This window comes from Streptomyces sp. NPDC005195 (genome assembly GCF_040608315.1).
In the GTDB taxonomy this organism is placed as follows: Bacteria; Actinomycetota; Actinomycetes; order Streptomycetales; family Streptomycetaceae; genus Streptomyces; species Streptomyces kaempferi.
The window spans coordinates 27,204-50,365 of record NZ_JBEXHZ010000016.1 but is presented as its reverse complement, the minus strand read 5'-3'; the positions used below and the strand labels follow the sequence as shown (position 1 = coordinate 50,365).

General features: G+C 70.6%; 22 protein-coding genes and 3 pseudogenes. 12 read left to right on the top strand and 13 right to left on the bottom strand.

All coding sequences use genetic code 11. The features are described from left to right. Nucleotides 1-11 precede the first annotated feature (11 nt). Nucleotides 12-272: a hypothetical protein gene (locus tag ABZV34_RS18925; RefSeq protein ID WP_168529955.1), complete on the bottom strand. Its 261-nt coding sequence runs from the start codon at nucleotides 270-272 to the stop codon at nucleotides 12-14. Beyond that, on the bottom strand, nucleotides 265-1,125 hold the full coding sequence (gene mca / locus ABZV34_RS18920) for a mycothiol conjugate amidase Mca (RefSeq protein ID WP_356277665.1): 861 nt from the start codon (nucleotides 1,123-1,125) through the stop codon (nucleotides 265-267). The genes ABZV34_RS18925 and mca overlap by 8 nt, the downstream gene beginning before the upstream one ends. Nucleotides 1,126-1,327: 202 nt before the next feature. On the opposite strand from mca, the gene ABZV34_RS18915 reads away from it, so the two are divergent. Further along, a complete protein-coding gene (locus tag ABZV34_RS18915) occupies nucleotides 1,328-1,726 on the top strand; it encodes a DUF4307 domain-containing protein (protein ID WP_356277475.1) in 399 nt (132 codons plus the stop codon). Nucleotides 1,727-1,904: 178 nt separating this feature from the next. Next, on the top strand, nucleotides 1,905-2,402 hold the full coding sequence (greA, locus tag ABZV34_RS18910; RefSeq protein WP_356277472.1) for a transcription elongation factor GreA: 498 nt from the start codon (nucleotides 1,905-1,907) through the stop codon (nucleotides 2,400-2,402). Nucleotides 2,403-2,538: 136 nt separating this feature from the next. Here greA and ABZV34_RS18905 read toward each other — a convergent pair whose 3' ends face one another. The 3 genes from ABZV34_RS18905 to ilvA all read right to left on the bottom strand — a co-directional run bounded on the left by ABZV34_RS18905 (nucleotide 2,539) and on the right by ilvA (nucleotide 5,927). Further along, nucleotides 2,539-3,384, bottom strand: a complete 846-nt coding sequence (locus tag ABZV34_RS18905) for an ABC transporter permease (protein WP_356277470.1) — start codon at nucleotides 3,382-3,384, stop codon at nucleotides 2,539-2,541. Further along, nucleotides 3,381-4,403, bottom strand: coding sequence for an ATP-binding cassette domain-containing protein (locus ABZV34_RS18900; protein WP_356277467.1), 1,023 nt, complete (start codon nucleotides 4,401-4,403; stop codon nucleotides 3,381-3,383). The genes ABZV34_RS18905 and ABZV34_RS18900 overlap by 4 nt, the downstream gene beginning before the upstream one ends. A gap of 294 nt (nucleotides 4,404-4,697) precedes the next feature. Then, nucleotides 4,698-5,927: a threonine ammonia-lyase gene (gene ilvA, locus ABZV34_RS18895; protein WP_356277464.1), complete on the bottom strand. Its 1,230-nt coding sequence runs from the start codon at nucleotides 5,925-5,927 to the stop codon at nucleotides 4,698-4,700. 146 nt (nucleotides 5,928-6,073) lie between these two features. On the opposite strand from ilvA, the gene ABZV34_RS18890 reads away from it, so the two are divergent. The 3 genes from ABZV34_RS18890 to ABZV34_RS18880 all read left to right on the top strand — a co-directional run bounded on the left by ABZV34_RS18890 (nucleotide 6,074) and on the right by ABZV34_RS18880 (nucleotide 7,655). Further along, nucleotides 6,074-6,595 (top strand): MarR family transcriptional regulator, encoded by a 522-nt coding sequence (locus tag ABZV34_RS18890; protein ID WP_356277461.1) that lies wholly within the window; start codon nucleotides 6,074-6,076, stop codon nucleotides 6,593-6,595. A 317-nt stretch (nucleotides 6,596-6,912) separates the two neighbouring features. Beyond that, nucleotides 6,913-7,410, top strand: coding sequence for a sigma factor-like helix-turn-helix DNA-binding protein (locus ABZV34_RS18885; protein ID WP_356277460.1), 498 nt, complete (start codon nucleotides 6,913-6,915; stop codon nucleotides 7,408-7,410). Further along, nucleotides 7,407-7,655, top strand: a complete 249-nt coding sequence (locus ABZV34_RS18880) for a hypothetical protein (protein ID WP_356277458.1) — start codon at nucleotides 7,407-7,409, stop codon at nucleotides 7,653-7,655. Before ABZV34_RS18885 ends, ABZV34_RS18880 begins: the two co-directional genes overlap by 4 nt. A gap of 52 nt (nucleotides 7,656-7,707) precedes the next feature. On the opposite strand, the gene ABZV34_RS18875 is transcribed toward ABZV34_RS18880, so the two are convergent. Next, nucleotides 7,708-8,862 carry a cystathionine gamma-synthase gene (locus ABZV34_RS18875; RefSeq protein ID WP_356277455.1) on the bottom strand — a complete coding sequence of 385 codons (1,155 nt, stop codon included), beginning with the start codon at nucleotides 8,860-8,862 and terminating at the stop codon, nucleotides 7,708-7,710. Between the two features lie 221 nt (nucleotides 8,863-9,083). Between ABZV34_RS18875 and ABZV34_RS18870 the strand changes: the two genes are divergently transcribed. From ABZV34_RS18870 to ABZV34_RS18855, 4 genes are all read left to right on the top strand, one after another. Beyond that, nucleotides 9,084-10,202 carry a hypothetical protein gene (locus tag ABZV34_RS18870; protein WP_356277452.1) on the top strand — a complete coding sequence of 373 codons (1,119 nt, stop codon included), beginning with the start codon at nucleotides 9,084-9,086 and terminating at the stop codon, nucleotides 10,200-10,202. Between the two features lie 119 nt (nucleotides 10,203-10,321). Further along, nucleotides 10,322-10,990: a peptide-methionine (S)-S-oxide reductase MsrA gene (gene msrA, locus ABZV34_RS18865; protein WP_356277449.1), complete on the top strand. Its 669-nt coding sequence runs from the start codon at nucleotides 10,322-10,324 to the stop codon at nucleotides 10,988-10,990. A gap of 380 nt (nucleotides 10,991-11,370) precedes the next feature. Further along, nucleotides 11,371-13,803, top strand: a complete 2,433-nt coding sequence (locus tag ABZV34_RS18860) for a SpoIIE family protein phosphatase (RefSeq protein ID WP_356277446.1) — start codon at nucleotides 11,371-11,373, stop codon at nucleotides 13,801-13,803. A 354-nt stretch (nucleotides 13,804-14,157) separates the two neighbouring features. Continuing rightward, nucleotides 14,158-14,955: a hypothetical protein gene (locus ABZV34_RS18855; protein ID WP_356277443.1), complete on the top strand. Its 798-nt coding sequence runs from the start codon at nucleotides 14,158-14,160 to the stop codon at nucleotides 14,953-14,955. A 219-nt stretch (nucleotides 14,956-15,174) separates the two neighbouring features. Here the strand turns inward: ABZV34_RS18855 and ABZV34_RS18850 are convergent, their stop codons facing one another. Further along, nucleotides 15,175-15,558, bottom strand: coding sequence for a VOC family protein (locus ABZV34_RS18850; protein ID WP_356277440.1), 384 nt, complete (start codon nucleotides 15,556-15,558; stop codon nucleotides 15,175-15,177). Between the two features lie 288 nt (nucleotides 15,559-15,846). Between ABZV34_RS18850 and ABZV34_RS18845 the strand changes: the two genes are divergently transcribed. Further along, nucleotides 15,847-16,953, top strand: a complete 1,107-nt coding sequence (locus tag ABZV34_RS18845) for a serine hydrolase domain-containing protein (RefSeq protein ID WP_356277437.1) — start codon at nucleotides 15,847-15,849, stop codon at nucleotides 16,951-16,953. Nucleotides 16,954-17,075: 122 nt separating this feature from the next. Next, a pseudogene (locus tag ABZV34_RS18840) lies at nucleotides 17,076-17,261 on the top strand (DUF4291 family protein); the annotation flags it as partial. Between the two features lie 63 nt (nucleotides 17,262-17,324). On the opposite strand, the gene ABZV34_RS18835 reads toward ABZV34_RS18840, so the two are convergent. The 3 genes and pseudogenes from ABZV34_RS18835 to ABZV34_RS18825 form a co-directional block, all read right to left on the bottom strand. Then, entirely contained in the window at nucleotides 17,325-17,813 is a 489-nt protein-coding gene (locus tag ABZV34_RS18835) for a hypothetical protein (protein ID WP_356277434.1), read from the bottom strand. Between the two features lie 117 nt (nucleotides 17,814-17,930). Then, nucleotides 17,931-18,023, bottom strand: a pseudogene (locus tag ABZV34_RS18830) (peptide-methionine (S)-S-oxide reductase); the annotation flags it as partial. Nucleotides 18,024-18,173: 150 nt separating this feature from the next. After that, nucleotides 18,174-18,461, bottom strand: a pseudogene (locus ABZV34_RS18825) (DUF4291 family protein); the annotation flags it as partial. A 312-nt stretch (nucleotides 18,462-18,773) separates the two neighbouring features. Between ABZV34_RS18825 and ABZV34_RS18820 the strand changes: the two are divergent. Next, on the top strand, nucleotides 18,774-20,078 hold the full coding sequence (locus ABZV34_RS18820) for an alkaline phosphatase (protein ID WP_356277431.1): 1,305 nt from the start codon (nucleotides 18,774-18,776) through the stop codon (nucleotides 20,076-20,078). A 156-nt stretch (nucleotides 20,079-20,234) separates the two neighbouring features. Here the strand turns inward: ABZV34_RS18820 and ABZV34_RS18815 are convergent, their stop codons facing one another. The 3 genes from ABZV34_RS18815 to ABZV34_RS18805 form a co-directional block, all read right to left on the bottom strand. Then, nucleotides 20,235-21,449, bottom strand: coding sequence for a cytochrome P450 (locus tag ABZV34_RS18815; RefSeq protein ID WP_356277428.1), 1,215 nt, complete (start codon nucleotides 21,447-21,449; stop codon nucleotides 20,235-20,237). Between the two features lie 82 nt (nucleotides 21,450-21,531). Next, nucleotides 21,532-22,923: an FAD/NAD(P)-binding oxidoreductase gene (locus ABZV34_RS18810; protein WP_356277425.1), complete on the bottom strand. Its 1,392-nt coding sequence runs from the start codon at nucleotides 22,921-22,923 to the stop codon at nucleotides 21,532-21,534. Further along, nucleotides 22,920-23,147 (bottom strand): ferredoxin, encoded by a 228-nt coding sequence (locus ABZV34_RS18805; protein ID WP_356277422.1) that lies wholly within the window; start codon nucleotides 23,145-23,147, stop codon nucleotides 22,920-22,922. The genes ABZV34_RS18810 and ABZV34_RS18805 overlap by 4 nt, the downstream gene beginning before the upstream one ends. Nucleotides 23,148-23,162: the final 15 nt, after the last annotated feature.

The window sequence follows — 23,162 nt, the reverse complement described above, 5'->3', positions numbered from 1 at the left end:
GCGACGGAGGCTCAGCCCTTCGCGGGGGAGGCCTTTCCGCCCACCGGGCCGCCGGTCCCCTTGCCGGTGGCCGCGGTGTCCTTGGCCGCGTCCTCCTCGAAGGTGACCTTGCCCAGTCGGCGGTTCATGGACTTCATCAGACCCCATACGGCCAGGGCCATCACCGCGAAGACGATGAAGCCGAGGACGCCGGGGGTGACCTTGTTCTCGTCGACCTCCTTGGCGAGGGGGACGAGGTGCGTCAGTGCCAGGCTTGCGCTCATGTCAGGCATTGTCGCGGATGCCCGCAAAGAGGTCGTCCTCGGGGAGGGAGGTATCGACGAGGGACGTCGCGAGCTCGTACTCCTCGGTCGGCCAGACCTCCCTCTGGATCTCCATGGGGACCTTGAACCAGCCGCCGTCGGGGTCGATCTGGGTGGCGTGCGCGATCAGCGCCTTGTCCCGGATCTCGAAGAACTCGGCACACGGGACATGCGTGGTCAGGGTGCGCTCGGCGCGCTCGAACTCGCTCCAGCGCTTCAGCCAGTCCCCGTACGGCGACTCCAGGCCACGGTCCAGCAGCGCGTGGTGCAGCGCCTCGGTACGCGGGCGGTTGAAGCCCTGGTTGTAGTAGAGCTTCCGCGGCTGGAAGGCCGGGCCGTACTCGGACTCCGGGTACTTCTCGGTGTCCGCCGCGCCGCCGAAGGCCACCATCGAGATCTTGTGGGTCATGATGTGGTCGGGGTGCGGGTAACCGCCGTTCTCGTCGTAGGTGGTGATCACCTGGGGACGGAAGGAGCGGATCTGCCTGACCAGCTCACCGGCCGCCTTGTCCACGTCCTCGAGCGCGAAACAGCCTTCGGGCAGCGGCGGCAGCGGGTCGCCCTCGGGCAGGCCGGAGTCGACGAAGCCGAGCCACTCCTGCTTGACGCCGAGGATCTCGCGGGCCTCGTCCATCTCCTTCTTGCGTACCTCGTGGATGTGCTCCTCGATGTACGTGTCGCCCTGGAGCTTCGGGTTGAGGATGGAGCCGCGCTCCCCGCCCGTGCAGGTCACGACCAGCACGTCCACCCCCTCGGACACGTACTTCGCCATGGTGGCCGCGCCCTTGCTCGACTCGTCGTCGGGGTGGGCGTGCACGGCCATCAGTCGCAGCTGGTCAGTCAAGACTCAATCCTCGGTCAGTCGGCTGTCGCCTGGGTCGGCTGTCGGCGCCCGGCGTGAATCAGCGCGATGGGCGGCTTCTATAGTGACGGAATCGGGGGGCGAATAATTCCGGGGCCCGGTCCCCGGGCCCCTCCCAGGACCTCGGCCATGCCCCGGTCCCGGCCCTGCCGAGAGGACGATCATGAGTACGGCGCGCACGCAGCTGCCCGAGGGCCGGTACGGCCGCTCCGCGGACGAGCGCGCGGACCGGAAACTCAGGATTCTCGGCAGCGTGCTGGGGGTCGCCCTGCTCGCCCTGATCGGCTGGTTCGCGTACTACTACGTCGGCGAGAACAAGATCAGCGCCCAGGTGATCACCTTCGACGCCTCGGCCGACTCGGTCCAGGTGCATCTGGAGGTGCACAAGGACGCGAAGGGCCACGGCTACTGCACCCTCCGCTCGCAGAGCGCCGACGGCACGGAGGTGGGCCGCGCCGACTTCCGCTTCGACCAGGACGCCTCCCGTGTCGACAAGGTCGTCACGCTCCGTACGACCTCCCGCGGCACCACGGCGGAGCTCCTCGGCTGCCACGCCGACTGACATCACCGGCCGGCTCAGCACCGATACCGGTCCTGACCTGGGTTGACGTAATTCTGATGTCTTATGTCCTCCCCCTTGAGCCGCTGAATTGTTAGGCTCGTGGTTTCGCCCACCCGTGAAAGAACATGCTTCTGGGTAGGGCGATGCTTTGTATTCCCAGTACCTACGAGGAGCACCAGTGACCCAGACCAGCGAGAACGTCACCTGGCTGACCCAGGAGGCGTACAACCAGCTCAGGGCCGAGCTGGAGTACCTGTCTGGTCCCGCGCGCACGGAGATCGCCGGCAAGATCGCGGCCGCGCGCGAGGAGGGCGACCTGCGGGAGAACGGCGGGTACCACGCGGCCAAGGAGGAGCAGGGCAAGCAGGAGCTCCGTGTGCGCCAGCTGACCCAGCTCCTGGAGAACGCCAAGGTCGGCGAGGCCCCCGCGGCGGACGGCGTGGTCGCCCCCGGCATGGTCGTCACCATCGCGTTCGACGGTGACGAGGACGACACGCTGGACTTCCTGCTCGCCTCGCGCGAGTACGCCAGCGCCGACATCGAGACGTACTCGCCGCAGTCCCCCCTGGGCTCGGGCGTGAACGGCAAGAAGGTCGGCGAGGACGCCCGTTACGAGCTGCCGAACGGCAAGCCCGCCTCGGTGAAGATCCTCAAGGCCGTGCCCTACCAGGGCTGAGCCCCCGACCGGGCACGGCCGAACTCCGCTCCCGGCCCCTTCGCTCCGACGGTGCCCCCGGCCCACGCCGGGGGCACCGTCATGTCCGGGGCCCGGTCACCGGGGCCCGGTTCGCCGACTCGGTCCGCCGGCCCGGTCACGCCGTGGCGGACCGGTACTTGCGCACTGCCAGCGTCCGGAAGACCACGATGATCAGGACCGAGTAGATCAGCGAGGCCCAGACGGGATGCTGCATGGGCCAGGCGTCCGACGGGGACAGCCCCGGATTCCCGAAGAGCTGGCGGCATGCCTGCACCGTGGCGCTGAACGGGTTCCAGTCGGCGACATGGCGCAGCCAGGGGGTCATCCTGCTGGAGTCCACGAACGCGTTCGAGACGAACGTGATCGGGAAGAGCCAGATGAGCCCGCCGGACGTGGCCGCCTCGGGGGTGCGCACGGAGAGGCCGATGAGCGCGCCGATCCAGGTGAACGCGTACCCGGTCAGGAGCAGCAGGGCGAAGGCCCCGAGCACCTCCCCGACGCTGGTGTGGGTGCGCCAGCCGACCAGCAGGGCGACGACGGCGAGCACGAACAGGGTGAGCGCCGTCTGCACCAGGTCGGCGAGCGTCCGTCCGGTCAGGACCGCGCCTCGCGCCATCGGCAGCGAGCGGAACCGGTCGATGAGGCCCTTGTGCATGTCGTCGGCGATGCCCGCGCCGGCGCCCGCGGTGGCGAAGGTGACGGTCTGCGCGAAGATGCCGGCCATCAGGAACTCGCGGTAGGTGGACGGGTCCGTGCTGCCGCCGATGTTCATGGAGCCGCCGAACACGTACGAGAACAGCACCACGAACATGATCGGCTGGATCAGCCCGAAGATCAACATCTCGGGGATGCGGGACATGCGGATCAGGTTGCGCTGGGCGATGACCAGGGAGTCGCGCACGGACTGGCCGAGGACTCCCTTGGGGACCACCACGGGGGCGGTGTCTGTCACGGCACTCACTTCACGGACTCCTTCTTCGCCTTGCGGCCCTTCGCTTCCGCGGCCTCTTCGTGCCCCATTTCGCGCTCCTCCTCCTTCACCTCGGCCACATGGCCCGTGAGGGAGAGGAAGACGTCGTCGAGCGTGGGACGGCGCAGGCCGATGTCGTCGATCTCGATACCGCGGGTGTCCAGCTCGCGGATGACCTCCGCGAGGAGCTTCGCGCCACCGGTGACGGGGACGGTGAGCTTGCGGGTGTGCTCCTCGACGGTGCTCTCGCCCTTGCCGAAGCCGCGCAGCACCCCGGCGGCGGTCGCCATGTGCTCGCGCTCGTGCACGACGACCTCGACGCGCTCGCCGCCGGTCCGCGCCTTGAGCTCGTCGGCGGTGCCGCGCGCGATGACACGGCCCTGGTCGACCACGCAGATGTCGTGCGCGAGGTGGTCGGCCTCCTCCAGGTACTGGGTGGTCAGCAGGAGCGTCGTACCGCCGGAGACGAGCTGTTTGATGACCTCCCACAGCTGCTGGCGGTTGCGCGGGTCGAGACCCGTCGTCGGCTCGTCCATGAACATCACCGGGGGCGAGACGACCAGCGCGGCGGCCAGGTCGAGCCGGCGGCGCATGCCGCCCGAGTAGGTCTTCGCGGGGCGGTCGGCCGCGTCCGTCAGATGGAACTGGTCGAGCAGCTCGACGGCCCGCTCCTTCGCGGCCCTCGCCCTCATCTGGTAGAGCCTGCCGACCATCTGGAGGTTCTCGCGGCCGGTCAGGTACTCGTCGACCGCGGCGAACTGTCCGGACAGGCCGACCCTGCGCCGTACCTCGTCGGGGTGCTTGAGCACGTCGACACCGGCGACGACCACTTTTCCGCTGTCGGGTCGCAGCAGGGTCGTCAGGCAGCGGACGGCGGTGGTCTTGCCCGCGCCGTTCGGCCCCAGGAGGCCCAGGACGGTGCCCTCGGGTACATCGAGGTCGACGCCGTCCAGAGCCTTTACGTCACCGAAGGTCTTGACCAGACCTTCGGCGTAGATGGCGCCTGGCATGTGAGTTCTCCACCTCTTCGGGGATTTCTTCGTGGATCTCGTCGGGGGATTTTCACGCTGAGTTTCCGGTGAGTTCTTGCGAGGTCATGCGATGTCCTGCGAGGTCATGCGCTGTTTGCGATGGCCTGCGAGCTCTTGTTGCTTCCGCTGATTCGTCCGCGCCGGCACGTGCCTGCTCCGCCCGCGCAGAGAGCGGGCGGAAGACACACCGTAACGCGATGTATCGCGTTTCTCAACAGATTTTTCCATGGAGTGACGAGAGGGTGTCCTACCCGGCTGGGACCTGCCTCGGCCTCAGTCGATGACCGTGTAGCCCGCCTCGCGCAGGGCGCGGCCGACCTCGGCGCAGTGCTCCGGACCCTTCGTCTCCAGGTGCAGCTCGACCTCCACCTCCGTGAGCCCGAGCCGGGGATCGGTTCGCACGTGGCTCACGTCGAGGACGTTAGCGTCCGCCACTGACAACACCCCGAGAAGTGTGGCGAGGGCTCCGGGACGGTCCGTCAGCCGGAGCGTGACCGCCAGGTAACGGCCGCTCGCCGCCATGCCGTGCCGCAGGATGCGCTGCATCAGCAGCGGGTCCACGTTGCCGCCGGACAGCAGCGCGACGACCGGCCCCTCGAAGGTGTCCGGCTCCTGCAGCAGCGCCGCGACCGGGCTCGCGCCTGCCGGTTCGACGACCAGCTTCGCCCGCTCGAGACAGAGCAGCAGCGCGCTGGAGAGACTGTTCTCGGAGACGGTACGCACCTCGTCCACGAGGTCACGGATGATCGCGAACGGCACGTCTCCCGGCCGTCCGACCTTGATGCCGTCGGCCATCGTCGCCGGGTTCGCGACCGGCACCGGCCGACCGGCCGCCAGCGAGGCCGGGTACGCCGCGGCGCCCGCCGCCTGCACACCGATGATCCGCACATCGGGGCGGATCGACTTCACCGCGACCGCGACACCCGCGGCCAGCCCGCCGCCGCCGATCCCGACGACGATGGTGCGCACCTCCGGGCACTGCTCCAGGATCTCCAGACCCACCGTGCCCTGGCCCGCGATGATGTCGGGGTGGTCGAAGGGGTGGATGAACACCGCTCCCGTGGCGGCCGCGTACTCCTGGGCGGCGGCCAGCGTCTCGTCGACCACCTGACCGTGCAGCCTCACCTCGGCGCCGTAGTCGCGGGTGGCCGCGACCTTCGGCAGCGGGGCCCCGGTCGGCATGAAGACCGTGGAGCGCACGCCCAGCAGCGAGGACGCGAGGGCCACCCCCTGCGCGTGGTTTCCGGCACTCGCCGCGACCACACCGGCCGCGCGCTCCTCAGGGAGGAGCCCCGCGATCCGCACGTACGCGCCACGCAGTTTGAACGAACCGGTGCGCTGGAGGTTCTCGCACTTGAGGTGCACGGGGGCGCCGACCAGCTGGGACAGGTACCTGCTGCCCTCCATCGCGGTCATCCGCGCCACGCCCGACAGCATCTTCTGGGCGCCTCGTACATCGTCCGACGTCACCCGGGGCAAGGAGTCAGCCGTGCTGTAGCTCATGACCACCAGTCTCGCAGTTCACGCATGGGAGCTCCTTGTGCGACCACCCTCCGAGACCGGTTTCCGCAGCGCCGGTACGACCCGCCTCCCGGCCGCGTACCCTGTCCCCCAACCCAGCTCCCCACGCATGAATTGAGCCCCCGGCCATGCCCACAACACCAGAGATGTCGATGGACATGACGACCGTCGGTGACACCGGTCTTCTCGAAACGCTGCAGCACGAGGTCGCGGTGTTCGCGCGCCGTGCCGAACAGACCCGGCTCGGCGGGGTGGGGCAGGTGCGCAACTCCATGGACCGCGCCGCGTACCTGCTGCTCAACCGCCTCGACAAGGAAGGCCCGATGGGCGTCAAGGCGCTCGCCGCGAGCATGGGCATCGACTCCTCGACGGTCACCCGGCAGGTGGCGCCGCTGGTCGACACCGGCCTCGTCAAGCGCACCTCGCACCCGGAGGACGGCCGCGCGGTGGTGCTCCAGCTGTCGCCGCGCGGGCACGCCCGCCTCGAGGAAGTGCGCTCCTCCAGGCGTCAGTTGATGGCCGAACTGACGGACGACTGGGAGCCGCAGGAGCGCGAGGTCTTCTGCGCGCTCCTCATGCGCTTCAATGGCGCGCTCTCGGCCCGGATGACGCCCACGGGAATCGCGTCGCCGGACCGGCCGACGTCCTGACGCCCGCCCCTCACCCGCCGCCTCCCCCTGAGCGTCCCCTCTCCCCCGGCTCCCCCCGGCATCCGCGCCTCTCCTCCCGGCCTCCCGGGACTCCGCGAACCCCCCGGAGCCGCGCCGGCACCCGGGGTCCCGTGCCCGCGCCGCCACCGCACGCGCGTACCGCGCGCCGGGCACGCGCGCGTGATGTGCGCCGGGCTCTTGACCGGAAGGCCACGTCTGGCCTCAGATGAGACCGGGCTCCTGTCGCACCCGGTGCGGCCTGTCGTACGCGGCCGGAGCACCGTTCCCCTCAGGGTCGCCCTCGGGCGGGAGGCGTGTTGCGAGAACGGCGTGCGTCCCAAAGTGCCCGCCGGGCCCGGGAGTTCGAGGCATTCGTCACGGGCGCGGCAGGGCGGCTGCTCCATGCCGCCACACTGCTCACGGCGGAACCTCCGGAGGCCAACCCGCGCGCGCGGCGCCTGCTGACGCTGGCGCTGGCCCACACATACGCCTCCTGGGACCGGCTGCGGGGCGAGGACCCGTACGACCGGGCCCGCCAGCACCTCGCCGTGCGCTTCGCACGCAGCGCCTGGCACCAGTACGGAGGCTTCGGGCGGACGCGCCCCGCCCCCAGCGGGGCCCTGGCGCGGCTGACCCCCCAGGAGCGGCTGATCCTGGTCCTCAGGCTGTACGAGGGTGTCGCCGAGGAACAGGCGGGGGCCCTGCTCGGACTGCCCCCGGAACGCGTCAGAGCGGTGTGCGCCCGCGCGACGGCGACGCTGCTCCACCCGCCGCGCGGTCCGGCCCCGGCGGTGGTGGAGGTGGCGCCCTCGTGACCCTGTACGGGCGGGAGACGGAGGTACGACGGCTGCTGGAGCGAACGCCGCCCAGGGTGCCGCCCGATCTGTACCCGGAGGCCGTGCGCCTCGGGAGTCGTATGCTGCGCCGCCGGACGCTGGCGCGTCGCCTGATGTGGCTGCTGCTGTTCGCGGCGACCGTGGCCTTCGTCGTCTGGGCGGCGACGGCCCAGCCCTGGGTGGAGCCGCCGTCCCAGACGACTCCACCGCTGACGGACTGGTGACCGGCGCGGGACGGACGGTGATCCCGCCGTCCCGCCGTTGGCCGGCCGGCTCCTAGCCGAGGGCCTGCTGCAGGTCCTGGAGCAGGTCGTCGACGTTCTCGATGCCCACGGAGAGCCGGACGAGGTCGCCCGGTACCTCCAGGGCCGAGCCCACTACGGACGCGTGCGTCATACGCCCCGGGTGCTCGATCAGGGATTCGACGCCCCCCAGGGACTCGCCGAGCGTGAACACCTTGGCGCGGTTGCAGACCTCGACGGCCGCCTCCTCGCCGCCCTCGACCTGGAAGGAGACCATGCCGCCGAACGCCCGCATCTGCTTGGCGGCGACCTCGTGACCGGGGTGGTCCGGCAGGCCCGGGTACAGCACACGCGTCACGCGCGCGTGCCGGGTGAGCATGTCGGCGACCTTCGTGGCGTTCTCGCTGTGCCGGTCCATCCGCACCGCGAGCGTCTTGGCGCCGCGCAGCACCAGCCAGGAGTCGAAGGGCCCGGCGACCGCGCCCATCGCGTTCTGGTGGTACGCCAGCTCCTCGCCGAGTTCCTGGTCGCCGGTGATCAGCGCACCGCCCACGACGTCCGAGTGGCCGCCCATGTACTTGGTGAGGGAGTGCACGACGACGTCCGCGCCGAGCGCGAGCGGCTGCTGCAGGTAGGGGGTGGCGAAGGTGTTGTCGACGACGAGCCGGGCGCCCGCCTCGCGCGCGATCTGCGCCACCGCGGTGATGTCGGTGATGCCGAGGAGGGGGTTGGAGGGGGTCTCGACCCAGATCGCCTTGGTCTTCGGGGTGAGGGCGGCCCGTACGGAGTCGGGGTCGCTGGTGTCCGCCACGGACCACTCCACGCCCCAGCGCGAGACGACCTTCGCGAAGAGGCGGAACGTACCGCCGTAGGCGTCGTTGGGGATCACGACGTGGTCGCCGGGGCTGAGCAGCGTACGCAACAGGCAGTCCTCGGCCGCCAGTCCGGACGCGAACGCGAGGCCGCGGCGACCGCCCTCGAGGGCGGCGAGGTTCTCTTCCAGGGCGGTCCTGGTGGGGTTGGCGCTGCGGCTGTACTCGTAGCCGCCGCGCAGCCCGCCGACGCCGTCCTGCTTGTAGGTCGAGACCTGGTAGATCGGCGGGACGACCGCGCCGGTCAGGGGATCTGCGGTGTTGCCCGCGTGGATCGCGAGGGTCTCGAAGTGCTGACTGATGTGCCTGTCGCTCATGGGTCCCGAGCGTAGTGCGCCCGCGGGACTGGTGAGGGCCCACGGCCCCCGCCGGGTCGCCGCGCGGCGCGCCGGGGCCCGCGCGGGGCGGCCGCGTGAACCGGCAGGGGCGGCCCGGCGTGCCCGCGCGAGGCGACCGGGCGGACCGGCGCGAGGCAGCGGCGTGGGCCCGCTTCCGACCGGGTTGGCCAATTGTCGGACCCGTCTGGTTCGCTTGAGGCATGCAAATTCTCTGGGTCCTGATGGCGCTGGCCCTGTTCAGCCTGGTCCTGCTGCCGGTTCTCAGGCGTCGGCGCGCCGGTATTCAGCTGGTCTCGCCCGGCGACCCGGACGCCGCGGACCCGGCGAACTACGGATTCCTGCGGCAGGAGGAGCTGGACATCCGCATGCCGGGCCCGGACGCGGATCTCCTCGACGTCCTGAACGTGGTGCAGCACACGCAGGACTACCGCGCCGCCGCGCAGCTCCTGGCGGGCACGGAGAGCGCGGGCGAGACCCGCTGGCAGCGGGTGCAGGCCTTCGCGGGGGCCGCGTCGCTGGAACTGCAGCAGCGCCCCGGCGGGGTCAGTGAGACGCCGGGCGGGCAGTGGCTTCGCGTGTGGCGGGCCGAGGCCCCCAAGGACGCGGGCGGCGCCGCGGTGCACGCGGAGTTCCTGGTGCAGCAGGCGTGGCGGACGTCGACGCCGGGCACCGACGAGTTCCGGATCATCATGGAGGAGGCCAGGTCGGCCGGCGGCGAGGCGGCGCTGCTCGCCCCCGGCGACCCGATCCCGTACATCGTCGAGCTGTCGGTGGCCCGCGGTCTCGCCTATCCCCAGGCGGAGTTCGAGAAGCTGTGGCTGAAGATCCTGGACCGCGCGCCCGCCCACATGGGCGCGCACCTGGCGGCCCTCCACTACTGGTGCGAGAAGTGGCACGGCTCGCGTGAGGTGGCGTACTCGTTCGCGGAGGCCGCCGCCGCGCGCGCCCCGCAGGGGTCCCTGCTCGCGGCCATGCCCCTCTTCGCGGTCTTCGAGCACCTGCCCGAGGTGAACCTGGTCCGCAGCTTCTACCAGAGCGAGGTCGTCACCAAGGCGGTCCACGGCGCGCTCTTCGCGGTCCACGCGGCCCGCCCGGACGACCCGATGCTGGCGCACGTCCGCCACCTCCTGGTGCTCTTCCTGGTCCGCGGCGAGCGGTGGGCGGAGGCCATGAACCAGTTGGTGCACATCGACGGTCACGTCGGCGCCCTCCCCTGGACCCTCACCTCCGACCCGGCGGCGGACTACGCGGTGTACCGCGCGCTGGCGGTGGCCGGGTACGAGGCGAACGGGGGCAGTCCGGCGTCCCTCCCTCGCTGAGCGGGGCGCCACGCGAGCACCGGGAGCCCCGGCCGGAACGGAATGCCGGCCGGGGCTCCCGCGTTGCATCCGGCGGACCCCACCCCCGGCCTCGTGCCCCTGTGACCCGTGGAGACCGCATGTTCCTGTACAGCCGCACCCCGCAGCTCCCGACCGCCGAACAGGCCCTGTCCGGACGGTCCGAGCCGATCTTCACGGCCCCCGACCCGCACACGGTCCTCGGCACCCCCCTCCTCGGCCCCTACCCCGCGGGCCTGGAGATCGCCGACTTCGGACTGGGCTGCTTCTGGGGCGCCGAGCGCAAGTTCTGGCAGCTGCCGAAGGGCGTGTACACGACCCTCGTCGGCTACCAGGGCGGCTTCACCGAGAACCCCACCTACGAGGAGGTCTGCTCGGGCCTGACCGGTCACACGGAGGCCGTCCGCGTGGTTCACGACCCGGCCGAGATCTCGTACGAGGAACTGCTGAAGGTCTTCTGGGAGTCGCACGACCCGACCCAGGGCTTCCGCCAGGGCAACGACTCCGGCACGCAGTACCGCTCCGCCGTCCACACCCACACCCCCGCCCAGGCAGCCGCCGCGAGCGCCTCCCGCGAGGCCTACCAGAAGGTCCTCACCCGCTCCGGCCACGGCACGATCACCACGGAACTCCTCCCGGCGGAGGGCCGCACCTTCTATCCGGCGGAGGCTTACCACCAGCAGTATCTTCACCGCAACATTGACGGTTACTGCGGGATCGGCGGGACGGGGGTCCCGTGCCCGGTCGGCGTGGCCAAGGCGGACGGCTGAGCCCCTCCCGCCGGACGTCGCGGCGACGTCGACCGCGCCGCCGGCCGGCTCCGGTCCGGTGAGCAGCGCGCTGACCGCCCAGATCCCTCGTACGCGGGTGGGCGTCGCGTGTGGTCGCGGCCGCGTGACGGTCGCCCGGCCGCGGCATCGACCTTCATCGCCGTGACACCACGGCCAATTCGTCCCGCTGGGACAACGAACATAGTCACCCGCCTCGTCAGTCCCCCCTCGTCCCCCATCACTCCCTCGTCGCCCGCGCCGTCCCCCGCACCGAGCGTCGCCGTGAAGCTCCTGCCGGACCACCGACCCGGTCGAACGGGAGAGTCGCGGACGGAGACCGCTGGGAGGAACATCGAAGTCACGTAGGCAAGGTGGTGGCCATGGGGATGCCGTCGATGCATTTCAGCGAGAGCCCCGAGGATCCGTTCGCCCTCGGGCGCGGTGCCTCGGCCGTGCTCGACCATCGGGGCGCCGTGGTCGGCTGGAGCGCACGTGCCCAGGAATTGCTGGGCTATCCGACCAAGGAAGTGCTCGGACGGGTGTGGCAGGACCTCCTCGTGGACGCCCGTGACCTGCCGATCGTGCGGTCCGTCGTCGTGGAGGCCATGAGGACGGGAGGCTGGTTCGGGGTCCTGCCCGTGCGACACCGCGACGGGCGACGGGTGGAGATGGGTTTCCGGGCCCGCGCGATCACTCGGGACGGGGACGCTCAGGAGTGGTTCCTCGTCGGAGCCCCCGCCGCGGAGGTCATCGCCTGGCAGCGGGACCGTGCGCTGCTGGACGGCCTGTACCGCCGGTCCCCGATCGGTCTGGTGGTCCATGGCACGGACATGAGGGTGATCCGGGTCAACCGCGCGATCGAGAAGGCGAGCGGTGTCCCGGCCGAGGCACCGGTGGGCCGCCGCCCTCGCGAGTTCATGGTCGACGAGGACGCGGGTCCGGCCGAGGAACGGGTACGGCACGTCCTGGAGACCGGCCAGCCGTTGATCTTCACCGAGCAGTCGGCCCGCGCGCGCCATGACCCGGGTCGGGAACGGATCGTTTCCGTCTCGGCGTTCCGGATGGAAGACCCCGCGGGCCGGGTTCTCGGCGTGGCCGAGACGATCGAGGACGTGACCGACCGCCACCGGGCCCGGCGCAGGCTCGCCCTGATGAACGAGGCGAGCGCTCGGATCGGAACCTCACTGGACGTGTCGCAGACGGCCTGGGAGCTGGCCGAGGTGGCCGCCGACGGCCTGGCCGACTACTGCTCGGTGGACCTGCTGAAGCCGGTGACACTGGGTGACGAGCCACGCCCCGGTGTGACAGGCGCGCTGCTCCGCGTCGCCCTCTCTCCCCCGGAACGCCGGGTCCCGTACCAGGAGGGCGAGGTGGTCCCGCTCCTTCCGGGATCCCCGCAGGCGCGGTGCCTCACCGAGCGTCGCCCGATTCTCGAACGCCTGCTGTCCCTCCGGCCCGAGTGGTACGCCGTGGACCGGCGGCGGATCGAGATCGCCATGGGTCTCGGCGTCCACTCGCTGATCGTGGTACCCCTGGTCGCTCGCGGCCTGGTGCTGGGCGTGGTGAGCCTGTGGCGGGTGCGTCATTCGGAGCCTTTCGAGGACGACGATGCCGCGGTGGCCCACGAGCTTTCCTCGCGCGCGGCCGTCTGCATCGACAACGCGCGCCGCTTCACCCAGCAGCAGAGCGCCGCCCTGACTCTGCAGCGCAGCCTGCTGCCGAGCGCCGCGTCCGACCTGCCCGCCGTCGAGGTGGCCTGCCGATACCTCCCGGCGAGCGGTGAACCGGGCATCGGCGGAGACTGGTTCGACGTGATCCCGCTCTCAGGGGCCCGGGTCGCACTCGTCGTAGGAGACGTGGTCGGCCACGGAATCCACGCCGCGGCCTCCATGGGCCGCCTGCGCGCCGCCGTGCGCACCCTGGCCAGCCTCGACCTCGAACCGGACGAGGTGGTGGCGCGGCTGGACGATCTGGTCAGTCTGCTGTCCACCGAGCTGGAGGCGAACACCGACGGCGAGTCCGCGGTGGAACAGATGCTCGGGGCCACCTGCGTGTACGCGGTCTACGACCCGGTCTCCCGGCGCTGCTCCCTGGCACGCGCCGGTCACCCGGCACCGATGGTGTCCACCCCGGACGGCGAGGTGACCGTGCTCGACCTGCCCGTCGGTCCGCCGCTGGGTCTGGGCGGGCTGCCGTTCGAGACGTTCGAGCTCGACCTCCCCGAGGGCAGCCTGCTCACGCTCTACACCAACGGTCTTCTGGAGGCGCGCAACAGCGACATCGACGCCGCGCTGGAGCGCCTGCACGAATGCCTCACCCACACCGACGATTCCCTGGACGACACCTGCCGCGCCGTGGTCGAAGCGCTGCTGCCGAAGGAACGCCTCCCCACCGACGACGTCGCGCTGCTCATCGCCCGTACCCGGGTGCTGCCGTCCGAGGATGTCGCCACCTGGCAGCTGCCCCTGGAAGCGACCGCCCCCGCCCGTGCCAGGGAGCTGACCACGGCGAAACTGACCGAATGGGGGCTCGCGGACATGGCCTTCACCACCGAGCTGGTCGCCAGCGAGCTCGTCACCAACACCTACCGTTACGCGGACGGCCCCGTCACCCTGCGCCTCATCCGTACGCACGGCCTGATCTGTGAGGTGTCGGACGCCAGCCACACCTCCCCGCACCTCCGACGGGCCCTCAGCACGGACGAGGGCGGACGCGGGCTCTTCCTGGTCGCGCAGCTCACGGAGCGGTGGGGCACCCGCTACTCCCACGACGGCAAGACCGTCTGGACGGAACAGCCCCTGCCGCACGCATGACCCGCGGCGAAGGCGTGGCCCGTTCCACCGGCTGCTCCCGCGGCAGGTCACGCCGCCCCGCTCCTCACGGCAGACGCGAGCCCTCGCACCCGGCGCGCATCCCGCGCGATCGGCCTGCCCCCTGTTCACCGGGGCCGCGTTCCCGCCGCGAGGAAGGCCGATTCCCCGCCTCGCAGAAGCGGGACTGGATGACTTGAGCCGTCGAGTCGCGTCGACCGACCACTGCCCGGCACCAGCACCGGCACCGGCACCGGCACCGAAGACCGAGGACCGGAGGGTGCGCGGGCGGGCCCTGCCGTGATCACGGCGGCCCGATCTCGCCCGGTGATCACGGATCCGTTAGCCTCTCGGTCCATGTCTGACCTGCCCGACCCTTCCAGCGCGACCATCGACGCGATAGTTGATCACGTCGGACGTTCGACGCTTCCCTTCCAGCGGGCCCACCGGGAGGAACAGCACGCGACTGCCTTCTGGTTCAACGAACTCGTGGAGACGACCTCCGATGGCGAGGTGGTCCGGCAGTACCTCGTGACCGCCAGTGAGCCGGCGCGAGTCGAGTTGGCCGAGTTCACCCTGCGCCCTGAACTGTGCGCACCCGTGATGAGCGCTCAGAAGCTGATGATGCTCGACTTCGCCGAGGGGTGGACGCACCTCGGCGACCTGGGGGTGGCGGTCATGCCCTCCACCGGGCTGCACGCGCACGGCGCCCGCAAGGGCTGGCACTGGACGACGGACGAGATCACCGACGGCATCGCAGCCACGGAACAGGACATCGCCGGCCTCGGTGAGCCACCGGTCCCGGCCTATCTCCTGGGCCACGTCAACGACGGGGACGGCTCCCGAGAGCAGGCTGTCGTGATCGGGCAGATCACACGCGCGGACGACGGCGTCATCCGGTGGATCGGAGACCTGCCACAAGGGTGCGTGGGCGCACCGGTGTTCATCGGCGCACCCGTCGGTGACAACAGCTTCAAGCTGGTCTGCGTCGGCGTGACGCTGCCCGCCGGCGACCATCACACCGTTGCCCCCTTCGACCGCATCCGCGCTGCCTTGAGCGCCTTGCCGCCCACCAGCACGTCAGCCCCCGACAAGGCCGGAGCCACACCTCGGGCAGCCGAACCGAAGCGTCGCTGGTGGCGGCGGCGCGGCTGACACCGCACCGCACCGTCAGGCTTTCCGCACTCTGTCGGCGGGTTCATTCGTGCTTCCCTTGCCGTCACTCCGCTGGTGCGTCCTGCGGGGGGAGGCTGACCCAGGACGGTGACACCACCGCCCTCAGCCGTGGTCGGCCTGGGCTCGTGGGCGATCGACCCGCCCTGTCTTGGGACCTCGCTGCCACGACCGGGTGCCGGAAGGACTGGGCGCACCTGGTCAGAGGGGCTGGAGCCGGGCGCGCAGGAGGCAGAATTCGTTGCCTTCCGGGTCGGCCAGGACGTGCCAGCTCTCGGCGCCGGTCTGACCGACGTCGACGGGCGTGGCACCGAGCGCGAGCAGCCGCTCCAGCTCGGCGTCCTGGTCGCGGTCGGTGGCGTTGACGTCGATGTGCAGTCGCAGCTTCCCGGTCCGCGGCTCGCCGCTGGGGCTGAGGACGAGGGTGGGCCGCGGGCCGCCGAAGCCGGCGTCGGACGGCCCGATCTCGATGCTTCCGTCGTCCTCCCGGCCGAGTTCGACGTAGCCGAGGACCTCGCTCCAGAAGGCGGCGAGCCGGTCGGGGTCGGCGACGTCGATGACGAGCTCACTGATGCGGCATGCCATGGCCGTCAGTGTACGTAGACGACCCGCGAGTCGATCGTCGCCGACGCGTCCCTGACGGGGGTGAGGCCGTCCGGGCGGCGGGTCAGCGTGACGGACACGCGGGCATCGGTCTTCCGTCCCGGGGAGCGCCGACCGGCCTGGCGCGGAGGGGAACCTGCGGCACCGCCCACTCTGCTGTGCCGAGTGACGCACGGGACGACCGGGGCCGCCGGGACGTGCGTCGAGCCGAGTGGCCGTGGCCCGGGAATTCGGTTGCCCCGCCGGTCCGTCGCGGGCTAGAAACCTGGCATGGCCGACATCGAGGGCTCGTACGACGACCTGTTCACCGCCGTGCCCAGCGCGCTGTCCGCGTTGTTGGACGAAGGGGACGCCGGCGCCTCGGTGGCCGTCTTCGTGGACGGCGAACCGGTGGTGGACGTCTGGGGCGGGTTCGCCGACGCGGAGCGCACGATCCCGTGGCAGCGGGACACGATCACCAATGTCTGGTCCGTCACCAAGACGATGACGGCGCTTTGCGCGCTGGTCCTGGCCGACCGTGGCGAGCTCGACCTGGCCGCGCCGGTCGGCCGGTACTGGCCCGAATTCGCCAGGGCGGGCAAGGAGAAGGTGCTGGTACGGCACCTGCTCGCGCACACCGCGGGTCTGCCCGACTGGGACGGGCCGATCGAGGACCTCTACGACTGGCCGTCCGCCACGGCACGGCTGGCCGCACAGACTCCGCAGTGGGAGCCGGGAAGCGCGGCCGGGTACCACTCGCTCACCCAGGGGTTTCTCGTGGGCGAGGTCGTACGCCGGATCACCGGCCGTAGCCTGGGCGAGTTCTTCGCGGAGGAGGTGGCCGGGCCGCTGGGCGCCGACTTCCACATCGGGCTGCCCGCAGAGCACGACCACCGGGTGGCGCTCGCGATCCCGCCGTCCTCCCGGGACGAGGACTACGTCGCCGGCTCGTCCAGCGGCCAGGCGCCTCCCACCGCCGCCACCCGTGTACGGCTCCGTGACGGCAACAGCGTGGCCTGGCGCCGTGCGGAGATCCCCGCGGCGAACGGGGTGGGCAACGCCCGCTCGGTCGGCCTCGTGCAGTCGGTGATGGCCTGCGGGGGAACGGCGCGCGGGACGCGACTGCTGTCGCGGGCGGGCTGTGACCGTGCGAGGCAGGAGCAGTTCAGCGGCGAGGACCGCGTCCTGGGCATGCCCATCCGTTGGGGCTTGGGCTACGGGCTGTTCGACAACACCTACGGGTGGGGCGGTTGGGGTGGTTCACTGGTCGTGATCGACCCCGAGGCCCGTATGACGGTGGCCTACGTGACGCACCAGATGCGCGAGCCCGCGGAAGACAACCGGGGGCTGGAGATGGTGATGGCCGCCTACGACGGACTCATCGGTCTGCGGGCCTGATCCGACGACGCGCCGACCGGCGGCACCGACACACGGCGGCACCACCGGCGGTCCCGAGGTCGCGGACAAGACGCCGGTGACACGCACCCTCGCGCCTCCGAAGTACGGGCGGGACAGCCTTGATCCGATGGCAGCCCGGACTCGGCGGACGCCCTGCTGTAGGCCATGACGAACCTCGACGCGAAATCCGGGCGGTCTACCGGGAATCCACGGTCACCGTCTACCAGGCGTACTCGCCGGAGATCGGTCTGCCCGCCGCCCGGGAAGGCCGTTTCCCCATCGCGTGGAAGCGGGACGGGATGACATGGATCATCATGCCGTGTTGACAGACCATCGCACGCGGCCTGGGTAAAGGTGGCCCGCCCCGGCGCTCAGAGGCCGGTCGGGTGACTGGAGAGCCAGTCTGCGTGTTGATCACGCATACGGTCACGCTCCGCAGCCGTGGCGAGGATGACGTCTGCGCCACCGTCGTAGGGATGGTGGATGCGTCGCAGTTCCGTGTCGGCGACAAAGACTTCGGCGAGCGTCTCGTCCGCGACGGCTCGCAACAGCCCGTCGAGGCAGCCGCGGTGCCACCGGCGCCGGTCGGCGTACAAACGTGTGTGGGTGTGGAACTCCGGGGCGGGGTCGTCCTGCTCCGACTCCGTCCACCAGCGGATGCCGTCGGGATGCAGTGTCTGTCGTGGCGTGGGGTAGCCCGCGGGCCCGGTCGGCGTGTTCGACCAGTCCATGGTCACCACGAACACGTCCGTGCCCGCGAACAACTCGTCAAGAATCGTGTTGTACCGGTTCAGAACGATCGCGCACTCGTCCTCGGACTCCGGGTAGCGCTTCGAGTCGGGAAGGCTGTGGAAGCGCACCCAACTATCCGCGAACCTAGTGCGAAACGTGTGAGCAAGTGGAGGACCCGACGGATGCCGTTCCCTCCACAAAGCCGCCAGGAGATCAGAGTCGATGACGGGCCCCCTCTTGACCAGAGCCACGCCGATCGGACAGGAAACACCGGTCCCGCCGTGGCCGTTGATGTTGCGGTCAAGATACTGCTGGCGGTACCCGTCCGCCGCGCGGAACGTACAGCCCCCAAGGAAGACCAGGCTTCACCCCGCTCACACTCTATGCAGTCTGTGAACGCGGCTTGACATGGATCATCAAGCAGTGTTCACGGACCTTGCCGCCATGTGGCCCGTGGATGATGCCAGCCCCTTGTGCCGGACAGCCGGTCAGGGACGCAGGTGGGCCAGGAGCTCCTCGCCGGCGGGGTATCCCTGCTCCCGGGGGAGCAGCCGGGCAGCTGAGTCCAGGTCGCCGGCCCTGACGAGTGCGTGGATCTCGTTGGCCAGCGGAGTCACGTCGCCGATGGACACGATCCACTCGTCCGCGTAACGCGACGACGCCTCACCCGAGAGCCCCAGTTGCAGCGAGCGGTACGGCAGCGGACGCAGGTTCAGATCGCGTTCGGGATCCCACTGGACACGGGCTGGTGCGCGCTTGAGGTCACGCTGCCAGCTGCCGCGTGGCAAGGGAGTTGAAGCGGGCGCCCGCGCGTGTGCAGGGGGACTCCGAGCGGGACCTGCGGCTGCAGCCGTTGAACCGGCCTTCGGCGCCGGGCGGGTGGGGATGTGGTTTGCCGGTGCGTGGGGTGTGCGGGAGGGCGGGGGCGAAGCGCGTGCTCGGGCGACCTGTCTGGACAAGTACGTGACGTCCGGGACCTGCGCCTTTACCTGTCGCTGAAGATCTCGTCGTGTACTGGCCATCTGTTCTTGGTCAACCTCCCCCCAAAGAACCTTATGTTCACGGTCAAATGATGGGCAAGAACAGCAATGGAGGACGTTGTGTCCCTGGATGCCCGTAGCGCTCGGCGGTTCGCCGCTCCCGCAGCCGCAGCAGTCGCCGCCGCCGTCGTGACGATGGTGGTCAACCCGTCGCTGGGCGCGTCGGCCTCGGCTCCGCAGGCCGCGGCGAAGGCCAAGGCCCCGACCGCCAAGAACGTCATCTTCATCAACGGCGACGGCATGGGCGCGGCAATGCGCCAGGCCGCCCGTCTGCACTTCACGGGCCTGAACGGCCAGCTCGCCATGGACAAGCTCCCCGTCTCGGGCCAGCTGACCACCGAGCCGGACGACCCGAAGGCCGTCGTCACCGACTCGGCCGCCGCGGCGACCGCGTGGGCCACCGGTGAGAAGACCTACAACGGCGCCATCAGCGTCGACGTGGACGGCAACCCGCTGGCCACCCTCGGTCAGCAGGCCAAGGCGGCCGGCAAGGCCACCGGCCTGGTCACCACCGCGCAGGTCACCGACGCCTCGCCGGCGGCGTTCTTCGCGAACACCGCCAACCGTTCGGCGCAGGACGAGATCGCCCGCCAGTACATCGAGGTCAGCAAGCCCGACGTCATCCTGGGCGGTGGCGAGGACTGGTGGCTGCCCGCGGGCAGCGCCGGCGCGTTCAAGGACCAGCCCGCCGAGGACCCGTCCGAGGCGAGCAAGGGCACCAAGGGCGACCTCATCAAGAAGGCCAAGAAGGCCGGTTACTCCTACGTCAACAGCGCGGACCAGCTCAGCCGCGCCAAGGGTGGCAAGCTCCTCGGCCTCTTCGCCAACGAGGAGATGTTCCAGCAGCGTCCCGAGGGCCAGGGCGACGTGTACAGCCCGGTGGTCGGTCTCTCCACGATGACCAGCAAGGCCCTGGGCACGCTGGACAAGAACAAGAAGGGCTTCTTCCTCATGGTCGAGGAGGAGGGCACCGACGAGTTCGCGCACTCCAACAACGCCACCCGCACCCTGCAGTCCATGCAGGAGCTGGAGAAGGCCGTGGCCGTGGCCCGCGCGTACGTCGCCACCCACTCCGACACCTTGCTGGTCATCACCGGTGACCACGAGACCGGCGGCCTGGCCGTCGAGGAGTCGGACGCCGCCGACGAGTCCGGCACCGGCGTCTCCGCCGAGGACGGGCCGTTCAGCATCCGCGGCAGCGACAAGAGCTTCTACGTCGACTGGACCACGTCCGGCCACACCGGGGTGGACGTACCGGTGACCGCGGCGGGCCCGCTGTCCGACCGCTTCACCGGCAAGCACGCCAACACCCACGTGTACGACGTGCTGCGTCAGGCCCTGACGCGCCGCTGAGCCGCACACTGACCGCGGGGCCCCGGAGCGACCACGCTCCGGGGCCCCGCTGCCGTCACGGCACGCCGCGGCGTCCGTCCGCCATGAAGTGCCCGGCATTCAGTACACAGCGCTCGCCATGGCACCTGGCTCTTCGTGGCACCTCGCGTGCTCGGCTCAGCTCTGCTCGACGTGCAGATGGATCGGCCCCCGCAGGACGGGGCTGGGCCGGTACGGCGGTGGGTCGACGACCAGCCTGGGCTGTTCGAGGCGGCGCACCAGCTCGGTCAGTGCGATCTGGGTCTCCAGCCGGGCCAGCGGTCCGCCGAAGCACAGGTGGATACCACTGCCGAATCCCAGGTGCTGGTTGTCCTGCCGGCCGGGGTCGAAGCGGTCGGGGTCCTCGAAGCGGTCCGGGTCGCGGCTGCCCGAGGCGAGCATGAGCATGATCTGCGAGCCCTTGGGGATGACCGTGTCGCCGACCGTGATGTCGCTGTACGCCGCCCGCCACGGAATGATGTGCACCGGGGGCTCGTAGCGCAGCAGTTCCTCCACCATCGGTACGACCAGGTCCGGTTCGGCACGCAGGCGTTGGAGTATCCCGGGGTGGCGCAGCAGCGTCAGCATGCCGTTGGTGATGAGGTTGACGGTGGTCTCGTGGCCGGCGATGAGCAGCAGGTTGGCGGTGCTGATGATCTCCTCGTCGGTCATCCGCCCGTCGGGCCCGTCGTCGTTGGCCAGCCGGGTCAGCAGGTCGTCACCGGGGCGGCCGTGGCGTTCCTCCAGGAGTCCGCCGAGATACTGGCGCAGATCCTTGGTGGCCTGCACGCCGTTGTCCAGTTTCTCCTGGGGGTCGGTCCTGGGGTCGTAGTCGATCGACTCGATGATGGCGTTCACCCACACGTGGAACCGGGGTTCGTCCTCGCGTGGCACGCCGAGCAGACGGCAGATCACGGTGACCGGGAACGGATAGGCGAAGTCGTCGACGATGTCGATCCGCTGTTCGCCCGCGAAGCCGTCGATCAGGCCGGTGACGGTGGCGGCCAGGTCGGGTTCCATGCCGGAGACCAGTCCCGGGGTGTGCGGTGGCCCGAAGTGACGCATCGCCAGGCGTCGCAGGCGGTCGTGCTCGGGCGGGTCGAGGTTGATGAACGAGGGCGTGGCGCGTCCCTCGACCGCCGCCATCGGCCGCGTCAGGTTGCGTACGTCGGAACTCAGGCGCGGGTCGTGGAGTATGCCGGTGAGCTCACGGTAGGTGCTGATGACGTAGCTGCCGTCCTCCTGCAGGGCCACCGGGGTCTTGCGCAGTTCCGCGTAGAGCGGGTATGGGTCGGCCCGCGAGGAGTAGTCGAGGATCCGGCGCAGGGTGTCGGGTGTCTCGGTCGTGGTCATGTCGGTTCCCTCCTGCTTCCCTGTACCGGACTTCGTCCCACGGGGACTTCCCCTCCGGGTCCTCCCACCGGGCTTCCTCCCGCTACCGGCCCTGCCGCATGGCGGTGACGCGCCGTTCGCCCGGGTCGTGCCCGGTGACGACGACGGTGGCGCCCTGGGCGAGCAGCGCGGGGCCGGGAAAGTCGACGGGCACCGGTTTCGCGTCGACCGGCTGGTCGGGTGTGGGGCAGGGGGGCGGGAAGGGCGCCGCCGTCTCGATCAACTGCCGGTAGTGATCGAGCCACTTCGCGTTGTTGAAGCTGACCGCCGCGGTGACCCGGCCCTGATAGCCGTACGCGGCGACGAAGCGGCGGTCGGCCACGGATCCCTGCGCGACGACGACCTCGTCGGCGTAGGTCGGTACACCGACGGACTTGATGTTGACGCCGAACTGGATCGACCAGAACGCCGGGATCGACAGGTGCGGCCAGCGGTCCGCCTGGGTGCTGACCATGTTGTGGGCCGCGATCTCGGCCTGTTCCACGGCGTTGGCCCAGTGCTCCAGGGAGATGAACCGGTACTCGTAGATCGGGTGGGGACTGCGTGCCACGTCTCCGGCGACGAAGATGTCGTCGGTGACCAGGCCGTTGAGGTCGAAGGCGCGGCAGCCCGCGTCGCAGGCGACTCCCCACACGCCCACCGCCAGTCCCGAGTCCCGCAGCCACTCGGTGTTGCGGATGCCGCCGAGCGCCACCACCGCCACGTCCGCGTCGACCGTGCTGCCGTCGGAGAAGTGGGCGCGGCACAAGCGCCCTTGCGCGTCGCCCTCCAACTGGGTGACCTTGACCCCGCAGCGCAGGTCGACGCCGTGGGCGCGCTGCATGTCGGCGGCGACCCCGCCGATCATCGCGCCGAGTCCCCCGACCAGCGGGGCCGGCCCGAGTTCGGCGACGGTCACCGGGAGGCCGCGCTCGCGGCAGACGGAGGCGATCTCGGAACCGGTGAATCCCGCGCCGATGATCAGGACACGGGAGGGCCCGGCGGCGATCGCCCGCTGCAGACCTTCCGCGTCCTGACGTGTACGGACGACGAACACGCCGTCCAGGGCCCCTTCGGCCTCGACGGGCCAGGGCCGGGCCCGTACCCCGGTGGCGATCAGCATGCGGTCGAAGGGGATCCTGCGGCCGTCGGCGAGCCGCACCTGGTCGGCCGCCAGGTCCAGGCCGTCGGCGGGGACGCCCAGGAGCCACTCCGCGTCGATGTCGCAACGTCGCGGCAGGGTGGTGCCCTCGGCCGGTACCCATCCGGTCAATACCTGTTTGGACAGCGGAGGGCGGTCGTAGGGCTCACCCGGTTCGTCGCCGATCATGGTCAACGAGCCGGTGAAACCCTCGCCGCGCAGGGCCTCCGCCGCGCGCAGTCCCGCCAGGGACGCCCCGACGATCACGACGCGGCCGTCGCGCCTGAACCTCCGCAGGGTGTGGGCGCTGCTCATGACGGCGACGTCCCCACCGACGCGTCCCGCCCGTCCACCCGGTCGACCAGAATGGCCTGGAGCGGGCAGGCCGCCGCGGCGCGCAGTACCTGCTCGCGCTGGGCGTCGTCGGGGTTCGGGGCGTACATCAGCGCTTCCTCGCCGTGCATCCGGAACGTGTCCGGGGCCAGGAACGCGCACTGTGCGTACCCCTGGCACCGGGAAAGATCGACGACCACTCTCATCCCGACCTCCATTTC